Genomic DNA, 17,300 nt, shown 5'->3' with positions numbered 1-17,300 from the left:
CGAGACGAACGTCCCAGGTCGACGGGGCCCCGTCGCCTCACACGCACCAGCGCAACGTCCGGCCGTGCCCGTGGGTGTGAGCCACCGCGCGCCCGTCGAGCCCCAGCACGAACGTCTGCTTGGCCGGGTCGATCTCCGGGCCGGTCGCGGTCACCGAAGGCAGCACGTTCTTGCCTTCGTTGCTGACCCAGTGACACCGCCCGTCGGCGACCAGGCCCCGGATCAGCACCTCGAAGCGGTCCCGGTCGGCCGGCTCCAGGTAGGCGATGACGGCCGAGTGGAAGACCACGACCGTGCCGTACGCCGACGCCGCGTCGACCAGGGCCGGGAGCCGCTCCAGCAGATCTCCCCGCACCAGCGACGGCGGGTCGTCCTGCGCCTGCGCGATGGCATGGTCCAGGCGCGCCCGGCGGTCCTCGTGCTCGGGCCAGACCAGGGTACGCAACCACGCCATGTCACCGTCGACGGTCCTGTCGGTGACGTCGAGCGGGTTCAGGTCGATCCCTCCCCGCCAGGCGATGTGCGGCATCGCCGTGGGTAGCCGCCCCGAGCCCTTCACGCGGCAGAGCAGCTCGCCGGCCGGATCGCCTGCCACGCCCAGGGTGACGTCACCGGAATCGGTCCGCCAGCGGTAGGCCCATCGGTCCGGGTAGAGGCAGAGCCCCGCCGAGGCGCCTACCTCCAGCAGCGCGAGCGGCCTGGCCGTGGACTCGGCGATCTGGGCGAAGACCGGCAGCAGAGTCGCCAGCCGCCCGACCTCGTTGGTCTGGGTGGCGTGGGTCAGGATCGTCTCCCTGATCGGACCGTCATCGTCCAGCAGGGCCTGGCGGAGACCGGCGTACGGTCCGGGCGCGGGGACACCGTGCAACCGTGCCGCGGCGAAGACCAGGTTGGGCTGGTGCTTGATCGGCGGCAGCGTGGCGAGCCAGGCGATCACGTCGGGGTCCGCGGCCACCGCCGCCGACCAGTCGGCGAAGGTGGGCGAGTCGCCCTCGGCGTACCGGGCGAAGTCGCGGTACTCGGCAGCGATGTCGTCGAAGAGCAGCACGCCTCATCCTGACCGATCCCGTGGCAAACCCGGATCTCGACCGTGAGAAACCCGGATCTCGGCGGTGGCGAACCCGGATTTCGGCGGTGGTTAAGCCGGATCTCGCGGGGTGAGGGCGCGATAGGCGGAGCGGTAGAAGACCAACGGCTCCCCCGCCACCTCCCCCTCCGGACCCGCCACCAGCGTCTCGACCCGGGCCAGCACCACCAGATGGTCCCCCGCGTCGTGCACGGTGTGGATGGTGCAGTCGATCCAGGCCAGCGAGCCATCCAGTCGCGGGTCCCCTGCCGCCGACGGCGTCCAGGAGACACCGGCGAACTTGTCCCCGCCGGAGCGGGCGAACTGGTTCGACAGCCCCTCCTGCGAGGCCGCGAGCAGGTTGATCGTGAAGTGCCCGGCCCGCCGGATCAGGGGCCAGGCCCGCGACGTCTTGGCCGGGACGATCAGCACCAGCGGCGGGTCCAGCGAGACCGACGAGAACGACTGCAGGGTCATCCCGATCAGCCCCTGGGCGGTCGCCGCCGTGACGATCGTGACGCCCGAGGCGAATCGCCCCAGCACGGTACGGAACTCGCGCGCGGCGGCGATCTCCTCCGGCGTCGGCTCGTGGACCCCGTCCCCCAGGGTGGAGAAGTCGAAGTTCCCCAGACCCGAGCCCAGGAAGTCCTCGATCAGTCCCGCCGGGGGCCAGGTCGCTGCCGCGTCGGGCGCCATCCCCTCGGGGATCTCAGCCGCTGAACTCATGTCCCCAGTAGGACACCGCGGTGGACTCCCGCGCAACCCATCGCTCGTCGTCGACCTGCAGTCCCTCGGTGCCGAACTCGACGTCGAACCCGGCCGGGGACTTCACGTAGAACGAGACCATCTCGTCGTTCATGTGCCGTCCCAGGGTGGCCGAGAGCGGCGCACCGTTCTTCTTCACGCGCTCCAGCGCCCGACCGACATCGTCGAGCTTGTCGACCTCGAGCATGATGTGGACGCACTTGCTGGGCCGCGGCATCGGCAGGAACGCCAGCGAGTGGTGCCGCGGGTTGATCCCGAGGAAGCGCAGCCAGATCTTCGAGCCCGGCTCCTTGCCGACGAACTCCCCGGGCATCGACATCGAGTCGCGCAGCCGGAACCCGAGGGTCTCGGTGTAGAACCGCAGCGCCTCGACGTCGTCGGCCACCGGGACGACGACATGGCCCATCCCCTGGTCGCCGGTGACGAACCGCGATCCGTACGGCGACACGCACGGCACCCGCTCGTAGCTGATGCCATGGAACAGCTCGAAGACGTTGTCGGAGGGATCGCTGAACCGGATCAGCTCCTGGACGCGGCGCTCGGCGAGCTCCTCGGCGGTCCCCTCGACCCACTCGACGCCCGCCTTGGTGAGGTGCTCGCGCGCCTCCTGCAGGGCGACGTTGTCGGCCAGCTCCCAGCCGACGCAGGCCAGCTCGTCGACGTTGCCGGGCACGACCACGAGCCGTGCCGAGACGGCGTCGACCCGGTAGTAGAGGTGGTCCGGGTTCGGCCCGCGCCCGCGCATCAGGCCGAGCACCTTCTCGGCGAACCGCTCCCAGGCGGCCAGGTCGGTCGAGGTGACCCTGACGTAGCCCATCGACTTCAGCTCGATCGTCATGCCCGACTCCGCTCGGTGTGACGTGACAGGAAGGTGGTGGTGATCTCGGCGAACTCCTCGGCCGCCTCGATCTGCGCCCAGTGCCCGCACGACCCGAAGACGTGCAGCTGGGCCTTCGGGATCAGCTTGAGGGCGGCGATGGCGCCGTCGAGCGGGTTGACCCGGTCCTCGCGGCCCCAGGTCAGCAGGGTGTGCTTGCGCAGCCGGTGGGCCTCGCGCCACAGCATCCCGTCCTCGGCCCACTCCGGGTTGTAGAAGCTCATCCCCATCGACCGCATCGCCTCCAGCGACCCGGGAGCGGTGGCGTCGGCGAACCGGGCCTCGACGAGCTCGTCGGTGACCAGCGCCTGGTTGACCACCATCGTGGAGATGAAGGAGCGCAGCGCCTCACGCGAGGGACTCATCGAGAAGTCGACCAGTCGCTGCACGCCCTCGGTCGGGTCGGCGTGGAACAGGTTGAGGGAGAGCCCGCCGGGGCCCATCAGCACCAGCCGGCCGACCCGGTCGGGGTACTCGAGCGCGAGCCGCATCGCCGTACCGCCACCGAGGCTGTTGCCGAGCAGGTGGATCCGCTCGATGCCCAGCTCGTCGAGCAGCTTGACCACGTACTCGGCCGCGAACCGGTAGTAGTTCGCCGTCACCGGCGGCTTGTCGGAGCCACCGAAGCCGGGCTGGTCGATCAGCAGCGTGCGGAACGTGGCCGCGAAGCCCGGCAGCGCCGTGCCGAAGTTCGACCAGGCCGAGGCACCAGGTCCCCCGCCGTGCAGCATCACCAGCGGCAGCCCGCCGCCGACCAGCGAGACACCGCCCTCGGGTGCGGCCTCGTAGTAGTTCAGGGTCAGGTCGCCGGCCTTGGCCGAGCGGCGCACCGCCGCCTGGGAGAAGTCCTGGGTGGCCGACATCAGTACATCCCGGGGTCGACCTTGTGGCCGAACTCGCTGGCGCCGAACATCTGCAGCGCGCGCTCGGGGTCGTTGGCGGCGTGCACCCGGCCGGCGTGGGCGTCACGCCAGGCCCGCTGCAGGTAGGTGCCGGTGGCCAGCGCCCGGCCGCCCGAGGCCTCGAAGAGGGCGTCGATGGCGTCGATCGAGCGCTGGGTGCCGAGCACCTGGTCGCGCCGGACCCGCAGCCGCAGCGAGAGCGGGATCTTCTCCCCGCGCGCGACGTGGGCCTGCTCCTCGCGGATGTTGTTGATCAGCAGCGCCCAGGAGGCGTCGATGTCGCTGGAGGCCCGGGCGATCCGGACCGCGGCGAACGGGTCGAGGGACGCCTTCTCGCCGATGTAGGAGGCACGCACGCGCTTGTTCTGCATCTCCACGTGCTCGGCGTACGCGCCGGTCGCCATCCCGATGATCGGGGTGGTGATGGTGGAGGTGAACAGCGAGTGGAACGGCAGCTTGTAGAGGTCGCCGGGGTTCTGCTCTTGGCCGGGGCCGAAGCAGCGTCCGGTGTCGCTCATCGAGAGGGTGAACGCCTCGGGCACGAACGTCTCGGACACGACGATGTCGTTGGAGCCGGTGCCGGCCAGTCCGACGACGTTCCAGACGTCGACGATCTCGTAGGAGTCACGCGGAATCAGGAACGTGCGGAAGTCGACGACCTGACCTTCGGCGTTCCAGACCAGCCCACCGAGCAGCACCCACTGCGCGTGCGCACAGCCCGAGGAGAAGCTCCACCGACCCGAGAGCGTGAAGCCACCGTCGGTCAGCACCGCCTTCCCGGTCGGGGCGTACGACGACGACGCCCGCACCGACGTGTCCGAGCCCCACACCGCCTGCTGGGCCTCGTCGGCGAAGAGCGCGATCTGCCACGGGTGCACGCCCAGGACGCTGGAGATCCAGCCGGTCGAGCCGCAGGCGCTCGCGATCGAGCGCACCGCGGTGTAGAAGTCCACCGGGTCGGCCTCGAACCCGTCGAACCGCTTCGGCTGGAGCAGGCGGAAGAAGCCGGTCTCCTCCAGCTCCTTCACCGAGGCGTCGGGCACCGCCCGCAGCCGCTCGGTTTCGTCGGCCCGCTCCCGGAAGGTGGGGAGCAGGTCACGCACGCCGTCGAGCACCGTCAGTGAGTCAGTCATGACAACAGACTAGAACACGTTCTCGTTTTCAGGGAAGAGGTTGTGAAATAGAACCTGTTCTAGTTTCATTGAGGCATGCAGCGTGAGTACGACGTCATCGTCGTCGGTGCCGGCGGTGCCGGCATGACGGCCGCCCTCGCGGCGAAAGCCCGCCACGGACTCGACACGGTGGTGATCGAGAAGAGCCAGTATTTCGGCGGCTCCACCTCCCGATCCGGGGGCGGGGTCTGGGTGCCGGGCAACTACGCCCTGACCGCCGCTGGCCAGGTCGACCCCGGCGACACCGAGGCGGCGAAGCTCTACCTGACCTCGATCGTCGGCGACGTGGTGCCGGCGGTGCGCCGTGACACCTACATCGACCGCGGCGCGGAGATGATCGACTTCGTCCACGCCCACTCCGCCGTCCGGCTGCAGTGGGTGCCCGACTACGCCGACTACCACCCCGAGGCGGCCGGTGGCCGGCTCAAGGGCCGCTCGGTCGAGCCCACCCCGATGGACGCCCGGATCATCGGCGCCGAGCTCACCCACCTGCACCCGCCGTACGCCAAGGCGCCGGCGAACATGGTCGTGACCCAGGCCGACTTCCGCAAGATGGCCACCGGCTTCCGCACCCTCAAGGGTCCGCTGACGATGATCCGTGTCGGCCTGCGCAAGATGATCTCGACGCTGCTGGGACGCAAGCTTTACGGGATGGGTGCCGCCCTGGCGATCGGACTGCGCAAGGGCCTGCTCGACGCCGGCGTGCCGGTGCTCTACAGCCACGAGCTGACCGAGCTGATCGTGGAGAACGAGCGCGTCGTCGGGGTCCGGGTCTCCACCCCCGACGGTCCCGCCGAGCTCCGCGCCCGCCGCGGCGTGATCCTGGGCAGCGGCGGCTTCGAGCACAACCAGGAGCTGCGCGACAAGTGGCAGCCCTCCCCGCAGAACGTCGCCTGGAGCACCGGCGCCCCGTCGAACACCGGCGGCGGGCTGCTCGCCGGGATCGCCGCCGGAGCCGACACCGACCTGCTCGACGAGGCCTGGTGGGGCCCCACCATCATGCTGCCGGGCCGTTCCTGGTTCCTGCTCTCAGAGCGGAACCTGCCCGGCTCCTTCATCGTCAACGCCGAGGGCCGACGCTTCATGAACGAGGCACTCCCCTACGTCGAGGCGGTGCACGAGATCCAGAAGGGCCAGGCCACCGGCGTCGAGCACGTGCCGAGCTGGATGGTCTTCGACCAGACCTACCGCAGCCGCTACATCTTCGCCGGCATCTCAGGCCAGCAGCCGATCCCGGGCCGCTGGTTCAAGGAGGGCTTCGTGGTGAAGTCCGACACCATCGCCGGGCTCGCCGAGCAGATCGGCGTGCCGGCCGCCAACCTCGCCGCGACCGTGGAGCGGTTCAACGGCTTCGCCACCACCGGCGACGACCAGGACTTCCACCGCGGCGACTCCGGCTACGACCGGTACTACGGCGACCCGACGGTGAAGCCGAACTCGACGCTCGCCCCGCTCGCCAAGGCGCCCTACTACGCGGTCAAGATCTTCCCCGGCGACCTGGGCACCAAGGGCGGCCTGGTCACCGACGAGCACGCCCGCGTGCTGCGCGCCGACGGCTCCATGATCGAGGGCCTCTACGCCGCCGGCAACGTGTCCTCGGCCGTGATGGGTCGCACGTACGCCGGTCCCGGCGCGACCATCGGGCCCGCGATGGTGTTCGGCTACCTGGCGGCCGAGGACATCGCCGCCCAGAGCGGCACCCGCGCATGAGCACCGAGCTGCCGGGCCTGGTCGACGTCGCCACGGTGACGGCGTCCGGTGGGCCGGGGTGGAGCGACGAGGTCGACGTGGTCGTGGTCGGCTTCGGCATCGCCGGCGGGTGCGCGGCCCTGGAGGCCGCGCGTGCCGGAGCCCGGGTGCTGCTGATCGAGCGGGCGGCGACGTACGGCGGCACCAGTGCGATGGCCGGTGGGCACTTCTATCTCGGGGGCGGCACCGCGGTGCAGACCGCGACCGGCATCGAGGACTCGGCTGCGGAGATGGAGAAGTACCTCACCGCCGTCAGTCGGGAGCCCGAGGCCGACAAGATCCACGCCTACTGCGCCGACTCCGTCGAGCACTTCGACTGGCTGGAGGCGCTCGGCTTCGCCTTCGAGCGCTCCTACTTCCCCGGCAAGGCGGTGATCCAGCCCGGCACCGAAGGGCTGATGTACACCGGCAACGAGAAGGTCTGGCCCTTCCGCGACCAGGCCGTCCCCGCGCCGCGCGGGCACAAGGTGCCCGTGCCCGGCGACACCGGCGGGGCCAAGATCGTCCTCGATGCCCTGGCCGAGCGGCTGGCCGAGACCACCGCCGAGGTGCGCTACGAGACCGGGGCGACCCAGCTCGTCGTGGCCGGTGAGGGCGCCGACCAGCAGGTCGTCGGGGTCGCCTGGCGGCGCTTCGAGGAGCGCGGCTTCATCAGGGCCAAGGCGGTGATCCTGACCGCGGGCGGCTTCGTTGGCAACGATCAGATGGTCGCTGAGAACGTCCCCACGCTGGGCTCGGGCAAGCTGTTCCCGCTGGCGTCGACGTACGACGACGGGCTCGGGCTCCGGCTCGGGGCCTCGGCCGGCGGTGACCTGAAGTTCATGGACCAGCCATTCCAGACGGCGCCGTTCTATCCGCCCTCGGTGCTGCTGACCGGCATCATCGTCAACCGCGACGGCCGCCGCTTCGTGGCCGAGGACTCCTACCACTCCCGGACCTCGGCGTTCGTGCTGGAGCAGCCCGAGTCGCGTGCCTACCTGATCGTCGACTCCGAGCACATCGAGCACCCCTCGATGCCGCTGTGTCCGTTCATTGACGGCTGGGAGACGGTCGAGGAGATGGCTGCGGGCCTGGGTGTCCCCGCCGACACCCTGGCCGAGACGCTGGCGTCGTACAACAAGCACGCCTCGAACGGAGAGGACCCGGAGTTCCACAAGGGCGAGCAGTGGCTCGAGGCCCAGGACACCGGTCCGTGGGGCGCCTTCGACCTGTCGCTCGGCAAGGCGCTGTACGCCGGGTTCACGATGGGGGGTCTGTCGTGCACCGTGGACGGCGAGGTCCGCCGCGCCGACGGCTCCGTGATCGCCGGGCTCTATGCGGGCGGGGCGTGCGGTGCCAACCTCGCCCAGGACGCGAAGGGCTACGCCTCGGGGCTCCAGCTCGGTGACGGCTCCTACTTCGGGCGCCGAGCCGGGCGGCACGCCGCCGGCCGCCCCTGACCCCCTCTGCGAGCCGATCGATGTAGCGCCACCGTCACCTGGTGACGGTGGCGCTACATCGATCACGCCGGTCACTCCCCGTACGCCGACCACGGGACCGCTCCCGTAGGCTGGGCCCTGCTCGTGGCTCAGGAACCCGGTGTGACTCCGGGGCGGTTCCGCCACTGTGACTCCAGCGACCACCGTCGAGGGAGCAGCCAGACACTGGACGCGGGCGCATCCGACCACGCACGGGGCGAGAACCCCGAGGAGGAACCATGCGCTTCGCGCTGCTGTCCACGTCCGACACCGACCTGCTCTCGGCCCGATCGAGCGGGGCGGACTGGCACTGGGCCAACCCGACCCGGACCGACGACGCTGAGCTGACCGCGCTGGTCGCTGATGCCGATCTGGTCGTCGTACGCCTGCTCGGGTCGCCGCACGACCTGTGGCCCGGGCTGGACGCGGTGCGCGAGGCAGGGGTGCCGCTGGTCATCCTCGGTGGCGAGCTGCAGCCCAGCGCCGAGCTGATGGAGCTGTCCACGGTGCCGATGGGCGTCGCGGCCGAGACCCACCGCTACCTGGCCGAGGGCGGCCCGACCAACCTCGCCCAAGCGCATGCGTTCCTCTCCGACACCGTGCTGCTGACCGGGGAGGGCTTCGAGCCGCCGACGGCGATCCCGGCGTGGGGCTTCGCCGAGCGCCCCGCGGCCCCCGCCGCAGCGGACCTGCCGAAGATCGGCATCCTCTACTACCGCGCGCACGAGGCGTCGGGGAACAACGCGTTCGCCCACGCCCTGGCCGACCAGATCGACGCCACCGGGGCCGCTGTCGGCCTCCCGATCTTCGCCGGATCGCTGCGCTCGGCGCCCGACGACCTGTACGCCGCTCTCGGCACACTGGACACCCTGATCGTCACGGTCCTGGCCGCCGGTGGCTCCGTGCCCGCGACCGCCAGTGCCGGTGGCGACGACGAGGCCTGGGACGTGGAGCGGATGGCCGCCCTCGACCTGCCCGTCCTCCAGGGCCTGTGCCTGACCAACTCCCGGGCCGAGTGGGAGGCCTCCGACGACGGCGTCAGCCCGCTGGACTACGCCAGCCAGATCGCGATCCCGGAGTTCGACGGCCGGATCTCCACGGCGCCGTTCTCGTTCAAGGAGGTCGACGACCAGGGGCTTCCGCACTACGTCGCCGACCCCGAGCGTGCCCGTCGGGTCGCCCGTCTGGCCGTCCACCACGCCCGGCTGCGGCGCCTGCCCAACGCCGAGAAGCGGGTCGCGCTGGTGCTCTCGGCGTACCCCACCAAGCACGCCCGGATCGGCAACGCGGTCGGCCTGGACACCCCGGTCTCCGCGATCCGGATGCTGCGCCGGCTGCGCGACGAGGGCTACGACCTGGGTGGGAGCAACGAGGTCACCGCCCTGCTCGACCTGGCCGACGACCCCACCGACACCGCTGCCGGTGACGCCCTGATCCACGCCCTGATCGCCGCCGGTGGCCAGGACGAGGAGTGGCTGACCTCGGCCCAGCTCACCGACGCCCACGTGCGGATCACCCCCGAGCAGTACGCCGCCTGGACCGCCCACCTGCCCGCCGACCTGCGTGAGGCGATGACGCAGGCGTGGGGCGAGGCGCCCGGCTCCCTGTTCGTCAACGACGACGGCGACGTCGTCATCGCCACCCTGCGCGCGGGCAACGTCGTGCTGATGATCCAGCCGCCGCGCGGCTTCGGGGAGAACCCGGTCGCGATCTACCACGATCCCGACCTGCCGATCACGCACCACTACCTGGCCGCCTACCGCTGGCTGGGCAACCCGGAGTCCAGCGGTGGCTTCGGCGCCGACGCGGTCGTCCACCTCGGCAAGCACGGCTCCCTGGAGTGGCTGCCCGGCAAGAACGCCGCCCTGTCGGCCTCCTGTGGCCCCGACGCGGCGCTGGGCGACCTGCCGATGATCTACCCGTTCCTGGTCAACGACCCAGGCGAGGGCGCCCAGGCCAAGCGCCGCGCCCACGCCGTGATCGTCGACCACCTGGTGCCGCCGATGGCCCGCGCCGAGGCGTACGGCGACATCGCGCGGCTCGAGGCGCTGCTGGAGGAGTACGACAAGATCTCCACGATGGACCCGGCGAAGCTGCCGGCCATCCGCGGGGAGATCTGGCAGCTGATGCACGCCGCGGAGCTGCACCGCGACCTCGGTCTGGAGGAGCGCCCGGAGGACGAGGAGTTCGACGACTTCCTGCTCCACGTCGACGGCTGGCTGTGCGAGATCAAGGACGCCCAGATCCGTGACGGTCTGCACATCCTCGGTGCCGCCCCCGAGGGCGAGGCCCGGGTCAACCTGGTGCTCTCGATCCTGCGCGCCGGTCAGGTCTGGGGCGGAGTCGGCAACGCCGTGCCCGGTCTGCGTACCGCCCTGGGCCTGAGCGAGGGCGCCCTCAGTGCCGAGGTCGACGCGATCGAGGCGCAGGCCCGCGCCCTGGTCGAGGCGATGGAGAAGGCCGCCTGGTCCCCCGCCGCCGTCGACGACCTGCACGCCGACGCCGAGGTCCGCCGGGTGCTGACCTTCGCCGCCACCCAGGTGGTCCCCCGGCTGGCCCGCACCACCGACGAGCTCGACGCGGTGCTGCACGCCCTGGCCGGCGGCTACATCCCGGCCGGTCCGTCGGGCTCGCCGCTGCGCGGTCTGGTCAACGTGCTGCCGACCGGACGCAACTTCTACACCGTCGATCCCCGCGCCGTGCCGAGCCGGCTGGCCTGGCAGACAGGCCAGGCGATGGCCGACTCCCTGGTGGCCAAGTACCTCGACGAGACCGGCGAGTACCCGACCTCGGTCGGGCTCTCGGTCTGGGGCACCTCGGCCATGCGGACCAGTGGCGACGACGTCGCCGAGGTGCTCGCGCTGCTCGGCGTACGGCCGGAGTGGGACGAGCAGTCCCGGCGCGTGAGCCGTCTGCTGGTCACCCCGCTCGAGGAGCTCGACCGGCCCCGGATCGACGTCACGGTGCGCATCTCCGGCTTCTTCAGGGACGCCTTCCCGCACGTCGTGGCGATGCTCGACGACGCGGTCCGGATGGTCGCCGAGCTCGACGAGCCGCACGATCGCAACTACGTCCGCGCCCACGCCCAGGCCGACCTGGCCGACCACGGCGACGAGCGCCGCGCCACCACCCGGATCTTCGGCTCCAAGCCGGGCTCCTACGGCGCCGGCATCCTGCAGGTGATCGAGTCGGGCACCTGGCGCGACGACCAGGACCTGGCCGAGGTCTACACCGCCTGGGGTGGCTTCGCCTACGGCCGCGACCTGGACGGCGCGCCGGCCGCTGACGACATGCGCACGGCGTACCGCCGGATCAAGGTGGCGGCGAAGAACGTCGACTCGGCCGAGCACGACATCGCCGACTCCGACGACTACTTCCAGTACCACGGCGGCATGGTCGCCACCGTGCGTGCGCTGACCGGCACCGACCCGCGCGCCTACGTCGGCGACTCGACCTCGCCCGACGCGATCCGCACCCGCACCCTGGCCGAGGAGACCGCTCGGGTCTTCCGCGCTCGGGTGGTCAACCCGCGCTGGATCGCCGCGATGCAGCGCCACGGCTACAAGGGCGCCTTCGAGCTGGCGGCGACGGTGGACTACCTGTTCGGCTTCGACGCCACCGCCGGGGTGGTGCACGACTGGATGTACGACTCGCTGGCCCGCGAGTATGTGCTGGACGAGACCAACCAGGCGTTCCTGCGCCAGTCCAACCCGTGGGCGCTGCGCGGCATCGTGGAGCGGCTGCACGAGGCCAGCGAGCGCGGCCTGTGGGCCGAGCCCGACCCCGAGGTGATCGCTGCGATGCAGCAGGTCTACCTCGAGGTCGAGGGCGACCTGGAGGACCGCGCTTGAGCGACTTGCGGATCCGCGTGCTCGGCTTCGGCATGGGCCCGGCCCACCTCACCCCCGAGGTGGTCGAGGCCCTGGCCGGCGTCGACTACGTGATCGCCGCCGACAAGGCCGGCCCCGCGGGGACCGACCCGTTGTTGGCCGTACGTCGCCAGGTGGCCGCGACCGCCGACGTGCCGGTCGTCGCCGTCCCCGACCCCGCCCGGGACCGTGACAACCCGCGCGACTACCCCGGCGCGGTCAGGGACTGGCATCAGGCCCGGATCGACGCCTACGAGGCGGTGCTGCGCGAGCGCGGAGGCACCGCGGCGTTCCTGGTCTGGGGTGACCCGTCGCTCTACGACTCGGTGATCCGGATCGTGGCCGCCCTGGCCGAGCGGACCGGTGCGGAGTGGGACGTGCTGCCCGGGATCAGTGCCCCGCAGCTGTTGGCCGCCCGGCACCGGATCGTGTTGCACCCGGTCGGGCGTCCGGTGCACATCACCCCCGCGCGGCGCTGGCGTGAGGCGGTGGAGTCCGGGCAGACCAACCTGGTCGTGATGCTCGGCACCGCCGCGGACCTCGACGCGGTCGCTGCTGCGGTCCCGGACTGGCAGATCTGGTGGGGTGCGAACCTCGGCGCTGACTCCGAGCGGCTGGTCGCCGGCACCGTCGGCGAGGTGCTGCCCTCCGTGCAGGCCGCCCGCGCTGCGGCTGCGGAGGATGCCGGCTGGGTGATGGACCTCTTCGTGCTGCGAGCGCCGGCGTGAGTGACGTGTCAGCGGGCGTGGGTGCGGGCGCGGGTCATGCGGTCCTGGCTGTCCCCGTCCCGGCCCTGGACGCCCCGGTGCGGGAGCGGACCGCGTTCTACGACCCCTCGTTCGTCTCCACCGATCCGGGCTTCGTGCACGCCCACATCACCCTGCTCTCCCCCTGGCTGGCCGAGCCGACGGCCGCCGATCTCGACGTCGTCGCGGCCCTGGCGGCGCGCACGGCCCCGTTCGCGGCGGTGCTCGACCAGGTCGAGGAGTTCGTCGGCGGTGTGATCCACCTGCCACCCGCCCCGGCCGGGCCGTTCCAGGCGCTGACCGCCGCGCTGGTCGAGGCGTTCCCGCAGTGCCCTCCCTACGCGGGGGTCTTCCCCACCCCGGTCCCCCACCTCACCCTCGATCACCCCGCGGGCGGCGTGACGCTCGCCGAGGTCCGCGAGCGGATGCACCAACACCTGCCGGTGACGTTCCCCGTCGACCGGATCGACCTGCAGTGGTGGGCCAACGACGACTGCCGGCTGCTGGCATCGTGGCCGCTGACCGGCAGCCTCGGGACAGGACGTGCCCGATGAGCGGCCTGCTGGTCGCCGGCACCACGTCGGACGCGGGCAAGTCGATCCTCACCACCGGTCTGTGTCGAGCAGCCGCGCGGCGGGGCATCGCGGTGGCGCCGTACAAGGCACAGAACATGTCCAACAACTCGATGGTCTGCCTCGGCGCCGACGGCACCCCGGCGGAGATCGGCCGCGCCCAGTGGGTGCAGGCGGTTGCGGCACGGGCCGTGCCGGAGCCTGCGATGAACCCGGTGCTGCTCAAGCCGGGCAGCGATCGGCGCAGCCACGTCGTGGTGATGGGCCACCCCGCCGGCGAGGTCTCCTCGGCGAACTGGACCACCGGACGACGTCATCTGGCCGAGGCCGCCCATGCGGCGTACGACGATCTGGCCGCCCGCTTCGACCTGGTGATCTCCGAAGGTGCCGGGAGCCCGACCGAGATCAACCTGCGCGACGGCGACTACGTGAACATGGGCCTGGCCCGGCACGCCGACCTGCCCACCGTCGTGGTCGGCGACATCGACCGCGGTGGGCTGTTCGCGGCGATGTACGGCACCGTCGCCCTGCTGGAGGCGGCCGACCAGGCGCTGATCGCCGGGTTCGTGGTCAACAAGTTCCGTGGCGACGTCGGGCTGCTGACGCCTGGGCTGCGTGATCTGGAGGCGATGACCGGACGCCGGGTCTACGGCGTGCTGCCCTGGGACCCGACGCTGTGGCTCGACTCCGAGGACGCGCTCGACCTCGACGGGCGCCGCGCCGCGTCGGCCTCGGGGACACTGAGGGTCGCCGTGATCCGACTCCCCCGGATCTCGAACTTCACCGACGTCGACGCTTTGGGGCTGGAGCCCGACCTCGACGTCGTCTTCGCCTCCTCACCCTCGGACCTGAGCGACGCCGACCTGATCGTGCTGCCCGGCACCCGTGCCACGATCAGCGACCTGGCCTGGCTGCGCTCGCGCGGCCTCGACGTGGCGCTGCGTGAGCACGTCGGGCGCGGCGGTGCCGTGCTCGGGATCTGCGGCGGATTCCAGATGCTCGGGCAGGTGGTGCGCGATCCCGACGGGATCGAGGGCACCGCCGGGGCCCCGGGGGTCACCGTCGAGGGGCTCGGCCTGCTCGACGTCAGCACCGACTTCCGCGCCGAGAAGCGGCTCGCGCTGCCGACCGGCTCGGCGCTCGGTGCGGCAGCGACCGGGTACGAGATCCACCACGGCCGGATCACCCGTGGGTCGGGCGAGGAGTTCCTCGGCGGCGCGCGTGCGGGCCGGGTCTTCGGCACGATGTGGCACGGCAGCCTGGAGGGCGACGCGCTGCGCGGAGCGCTGCTCGGCACGCTCTTCGACCGCACCCCGTCCACGGTCAGCTTCACCGCCGCCCGTGAAGGCCGGATCGACCGGCTCGCCGATCTCGTGGAGACTCATCTCGACCTTGAGGAGTTGATCGCCCTGGCCGCCACCGGTGCCCCCGCCAGTCTGCCGCTGCTCGCCCCCGGGACTGCCCGATGACGCCGCTGCGGGTCCTGCTGCTGGGTGGCACCGGCGAGGCCCGGGCGCTGGCCGACCTGCTGGTCGCCGACGCTGCACTCGGGGTCGACGTCGTCTCGTCCCTGGCGGGACGGGTCGCCAAGCCACGGCTGCCGGTCGGTCCGGTGCGGATCGGTGGGTTCGGTGGGGTCGCCGGACTGCGCGCAGCCCTCGACGACTTCGACGTCGTCGTGGACGCCACCCATCCGTTCGCCCGCGGGATGAGCGCCAACGCGGAGGCAGCCTGTCTCGACCCGGCACTCGGCAGCCCGGTCCCCCTGCTCCGCCTGGAGCGACCGGGCTGGGAGCCCGACCCGTCGTGGACCCTGGTCGAGGACCACGAGGCCGCCGCCGAGGCCGCCGCCCGCCTCGGCGAGCGACCGTTCCTGACCGTCGGGCGCCAGGAACTGGCCCGCTTCATCCCGGCCCTGGGCGATCACCCGGTGCTGGCCCGGGTCGTGGACCGCCCCGACGTCGACCTGCCCGAGGCCTGGGAGCTGGTGCTGAGCCGCGGGCCCTACCTGCTCGGTGCGGAGCTCGACCTGCTCCGGGCCCACGGAGCCGACGTGCTGGTCACCAAGGACTCCGGTGGCACCTTCACCTGGCCCAAGATGGAGGCCGCGGCTACGTTGGGCGTGCCGGTGGTCGTCGTACGCCGTCCTGCGCCGTCCACCCAGGTGACCACGGTCAACGACGTGAGCGAGGCGCACCGGTGGGTGCGGGACCGTCTCGCCGAGCACGCTCCCCATCAGGCGGCCGCGCGATGAAGGTCCTCGTCACCGGCGGCGTCCGGTCGGGCAAGTCCCGCCACGCCGAGGAGCTGCTGATCGACGCGCCGACGCCGATCACCTACGTCGCGCCGGGCCCGACCCCGGACGAGGACACCGACCCCGACTGGCTGGCCCGGATCGAGGCCCACCGCGCCTCCCGCCCCGGCTCCTGGACGACCCTGGAGAGCCGTGACCTCGCCGCCGCACTGGCGACCGACGGTTCGGTGATCGTGGACTGTCTCGGCACCTGGCTGACCGCACTGCTCGACAGCGCGGAACTGTGGGAGGCCTCGTCTGCCGACGCTCTGGCTGCGGTCACCGCCGCGCTCGACTCCGCTGTCGCGGCGTTGGAGGCGCGTTCCTCGGAGGAGACCATCGTGCTGGTGACCAACGAGGTCGGCCTCGGCGTCGTCCCCGCGCACCGCTCCGGGCGACTCTTCCGCGACCTGCTCGGGGTGACGAACCAACGTCTCGCGGCGGTCTGTGACGAGGTCCATCTGGTGATCGCGGGGCGCGTGCTCACGCTCTAGGTCATCCCGACGGGGCTTCTCGACCGACGCCGATCCGGTTTTGTCGGTGGGTCTGTCTAGAGTCAACGTAGATCGTCAGTGAGGGCACCCCGAGATCCGTAGGGGCGAAGCCGGCGCACGAAAGAGACACACACCTGGTCGGGTGTGTGACGTGTGCGAGCCGCCCCGAGGAGGTGTCCGCTGATGAGTCAGGTGAGCCAGCTGGTCCACCCCATCCTGGGTGCCGTGGCGGTCGCGAACGGGGCTGTGGCAGGGGTGGCCGAGGTCGACCCGATGTTCATGCGTGATGAGGACCAGGTCACTGCCTTGCATGAGGTGTTGGCGTTCGAGGCCCGCACCGCGGAGTTGAAGGCCCGGCTCCTGACGGCCCTGGATCGAGTGGGCAGGGTCACTGAGCGTGCTGGGGAACGGGATCTGGGGTTCTGGTTGGCTCACCAGGCACGGGCCGGGATCCGTGATGCCCGCCGCGAGATCGGGTTCGCTCACGCGTTGGAGGCCCATCCGGTGACCGGTGGTGCGTTGCGGGCCGGGGCGATCTCGGCGGCACAGGCCACGGTGGTGATGGAGGCCGTCGATGCCCTGCCCGAGGATCTGCCGAGCGAACTCGTCGAGGATCTCGCCCGGTTGGGCGAGGACGGCCATGATGTCGCGACGCGCGCCGAGACACACCTGGTGCGGGAGGCCACCGTCTTCGGCCCCCAACAGTTGAGGGTGTTGGGGCGTCGGATCCTCGAGGTCGTGGCCCCCGAGATCGCAGAGGAGGCCGAGGCCCGCAAGCTGGAGGCTGCCGAACGTCGTGGCCGCGCACGAATCCGGTTGACGCTGCGGCGGGTTGGGGACGGGACCACGATGATCAACGGTCGGCTCCCGGATCTCGCGGCAACGCAGTTGTTGACCATGCTCGATGCATTGGTGAACCCGCGACGGACCCCGGAGTGGGTGACGGGTGGTGAGTCCGGGGACGGCGACCAGTCCGGGGACGGCGGCGCTGCCCCGAGGCCGTGGTGGGCGATGCCGCCTGCGCACAAGCTGGGGCATGCGTTCGTGGAGTTGCTGTCCCGGATCCCGACTGACCTGCTCCCGATGCACGGCAACACCCCGGCGACGGTGTTCATCACGGTCACCTTGGAGCAGCTGCGGGCCGGGCTGGGGGCCGGGATCGTGCAGGGCCCGCGGGGTGAGGACCTGATCAGTGCTGCGCAGGCCCGCCGGCTGGCGTGCCTCAGCAACCTGATCCCGGCCGTGCTCGGCACCCGGGGCGAGGTCGTGGACCTGGGCCGGACCACACGGCTGTTCACCACCGGACAGGTCAAGGCACTCCGACTCCGACACCCCCAC

Annotated in this window: 14 protein-coding genes and 1 riboswitch; of the genes, 9 read left to right on the top strand and 5 right to left on the bottom strand. The window is 71.5% G+C overall.

What is annotated here, in order from left to right:
• Positions 1–37 precede the first annotated feature (37 nt).
• From Q1V88_RS02930 to hsaA, 5 genes are all read right to left on the bottom strand, one after another.
• Positions 38–1,048: a DUF2332 domain-containing protein gene (locus Q1V88_RS02930; RefSeq protein WP_300677664.1), complete on the bottom strand. Its 1,011-nt coding sequence runs from the start codon at positions 1,046–1,048 to the stop codon at positions 38–40.
• 90 nt (positions 1,049–1,138) lie between these two features.
• Complete coding sequence (locus tag Q1V88_RS02925; protein WP_300677660.1) at positions 1,139–1,792, bottom strand: flavin reductase family protein; 654 nt, start codon at positions 1,790–1,792, stop codon at positions 1,139–1,141.
• On the bottom strand, positions 1,776–2,669 hold the full coding sequence (hsaC, locus tag Q1V88_RS02920) for an iron-dependent extradiol dioxygenase HsaC (protein WP_300677657.1): 894 nt from the start codon (positions 2,667–2,669) through the stop codon (positions 1,776–1,778). Before hsaC ends, Q1V88_RS02925 begins: the two co-directional genes overlap by 17 nt.
• Complete coding sequence (gene hsaD, locus Q1V88_RS02915; protein ID WP_300677654.1) at positions 2,666–3,571, bottom strand: 4,5:9,10-diseco-3-hydroxy-5,9,17-trioxoandrosta-1(10),2-diene-4-oate hydrolase; 906 nt, start codon at positions 3,569–3,571, stop codon at positions 2,666–2,668. The genes hsaC and hsaD overlap by 4 nt, the downstream gene beginning before the upstream one ends.
• A complete protein-coding gene (gene hsaA / locus Q1V88_RS02910) occupies positions 3,571–4,743 on the bottom strand; it encodes a 3-hydroxy-9,10-secoandrosta-1,3,5(10)-triene-9,17-dione monooxygenase oxygenase subunit (RefSeq protein WP_300677651.1) in 1,173 nt (390 codons plus the stop codon). Before hsaA ends, hsaD begins: the two co-directional genes overlap by 1 nt.
• A gap of 75 nt (positions 4,744–4,818) precedes the next feature.
• On the opposite strand from hsaA, the gene kstD reads away from it, so the two are divergent.
• The 9 genes from kstD to Q1V88_RS02865 form a co-directional block, all read left to right on the top strand.
• Positions 4,819–6,492: a 3-oxosteroid 1-dehydrogenase gene (gene kstD, locus Q1V88_RS02905; RefSeq protein WP_300677649.1), complete on the top strand. Its 1,674-nt coding sequence runs from the start codon at positions 4,819–4,821 to the stop codon at positions 6,490–6,492.
• Positions 6,489–7,970, top strand: a complete 1,482-nt coding sequence (locus Q1V88_RS02900) for an FAD-binding protein (RefSeq protein ID WP_300677646.1) — start codon at positions 6,489–6,491, stop codon at positions 7,968–7,970. The genes kstD and Q1V88_RS02900 overlap by 4 nt, the downstream gene beginning before the upstream one ends.
• Positions 7,971–8,099: 129 nt before the next feature.
• A riboswitch (cobalamin riboswitch) is annotated at positions 8,100–8,177 on the top strand.
• A 50-nt stretch (positions 8,178–8,227) separates the two neighbouring features.
• Complete coding sequence (cobN, locus tag Q1V88_RS02895; RefSeq protein WP_300677644.1) at positions 8,228–11,839, top strand: cobaltochelatase subunit CobN; 3,612 nt, start codon at positions 8,228–8,230, stop codon at positions 11,837–11,839.
• Positions 11,836–12,585: a precorrin-6A synthase (deacetylating) gene (gene cobF, locus Q1V88_RS02890; protein ID WP_300677642.1), complete on the top strand. Its 750-nt coding sequence runs from the start codon at positions 11,836–11,838 to the stop codon at positions 12,583–12,585. Before cobN ends, cobF begins: the two co-directional genes overlap by 4 nt.
• Positions 12,582–13,157 (top strand): 2'-5' RNA ligase family protein, encoded by a 576-nt coding sequence (locus tag Q1V88_RS02885; protein ID WP_300677639.1) that lies wholly within the window; start codon positions 12,582–12,584, stop codon positions 13,155–13,157. Before cobF ends, Q1V88_RS02885 begins: the two co-directional genes overlap by 4 nt.
• Positions 13,154–14,644 carry a cobyric acid synthase gene (locus tag Q1V88_RS02880; RefSeq protein ID WP_300677637.1) on the top strand — a complete coding sequence of 497 codons (1,491 nt, stop codon included), beginning with the start codon at positions 13,154–13,156 and terminating at the stop codon, positions 14,642–14,644. The genes Q1V88_RS02885 and Q1V88_RS02880 overlap by 4 nt, the downstream gene beginning before the upstream one ends.
• Positions 14,641–15,429, top strand: a complete 789-nt coding sequence (locus Q1V88_RS02875; protein ID WP_300677635.1) for a cobalt-precorrin-6A reductase — start codon at positions 14,641–14,643, stop codon at positions 15,427–15,429. The genes Q1V88_RS02880 and Q1V88_RS02875 overlap by 4 nt, the downstream gene beginning before the upstream one ends.
• Positions 15,426–15,962: a bifunctional adenosylcobinamide kinase/adenosylcobinamide-phosphate guanylyltransferase gene (locus Q1V88_RS02870; protein ID WP_300677632.1), complete on the top strand. Its 537-nt coding sequence runs from the start codon at positions 15,426–15,428 to the stop codon at positions 15,960–15,962. Before Q1V88_RS02875 ends, Q1V88_RS02870 begins: the two co-directional genes overlap by 4 nt.
• 183 nt (positions 15,963–16,145) lie before the next feature.
• Positions 16,146–17,300, top strand: a 1,155-nt coding sequence (locus Q1V88_RS02865; protein WP_300677630.1) for a DUF222 domain-containing protein, incomplete at its 3' end; no start/stop codon positions are given.

It is taken from the genome of Nocardioides sp., from assembly GCF_030150155.1.
Classification (GTDB): domain Bacteria; phylum Actinomycetota; class Actinomycetes; order Propionibacteriales; family Nocardioidaceae; genus Nocardioides.
This window is presented reverse-complemented; position numbering and strand designations above follow the sequence as displayed.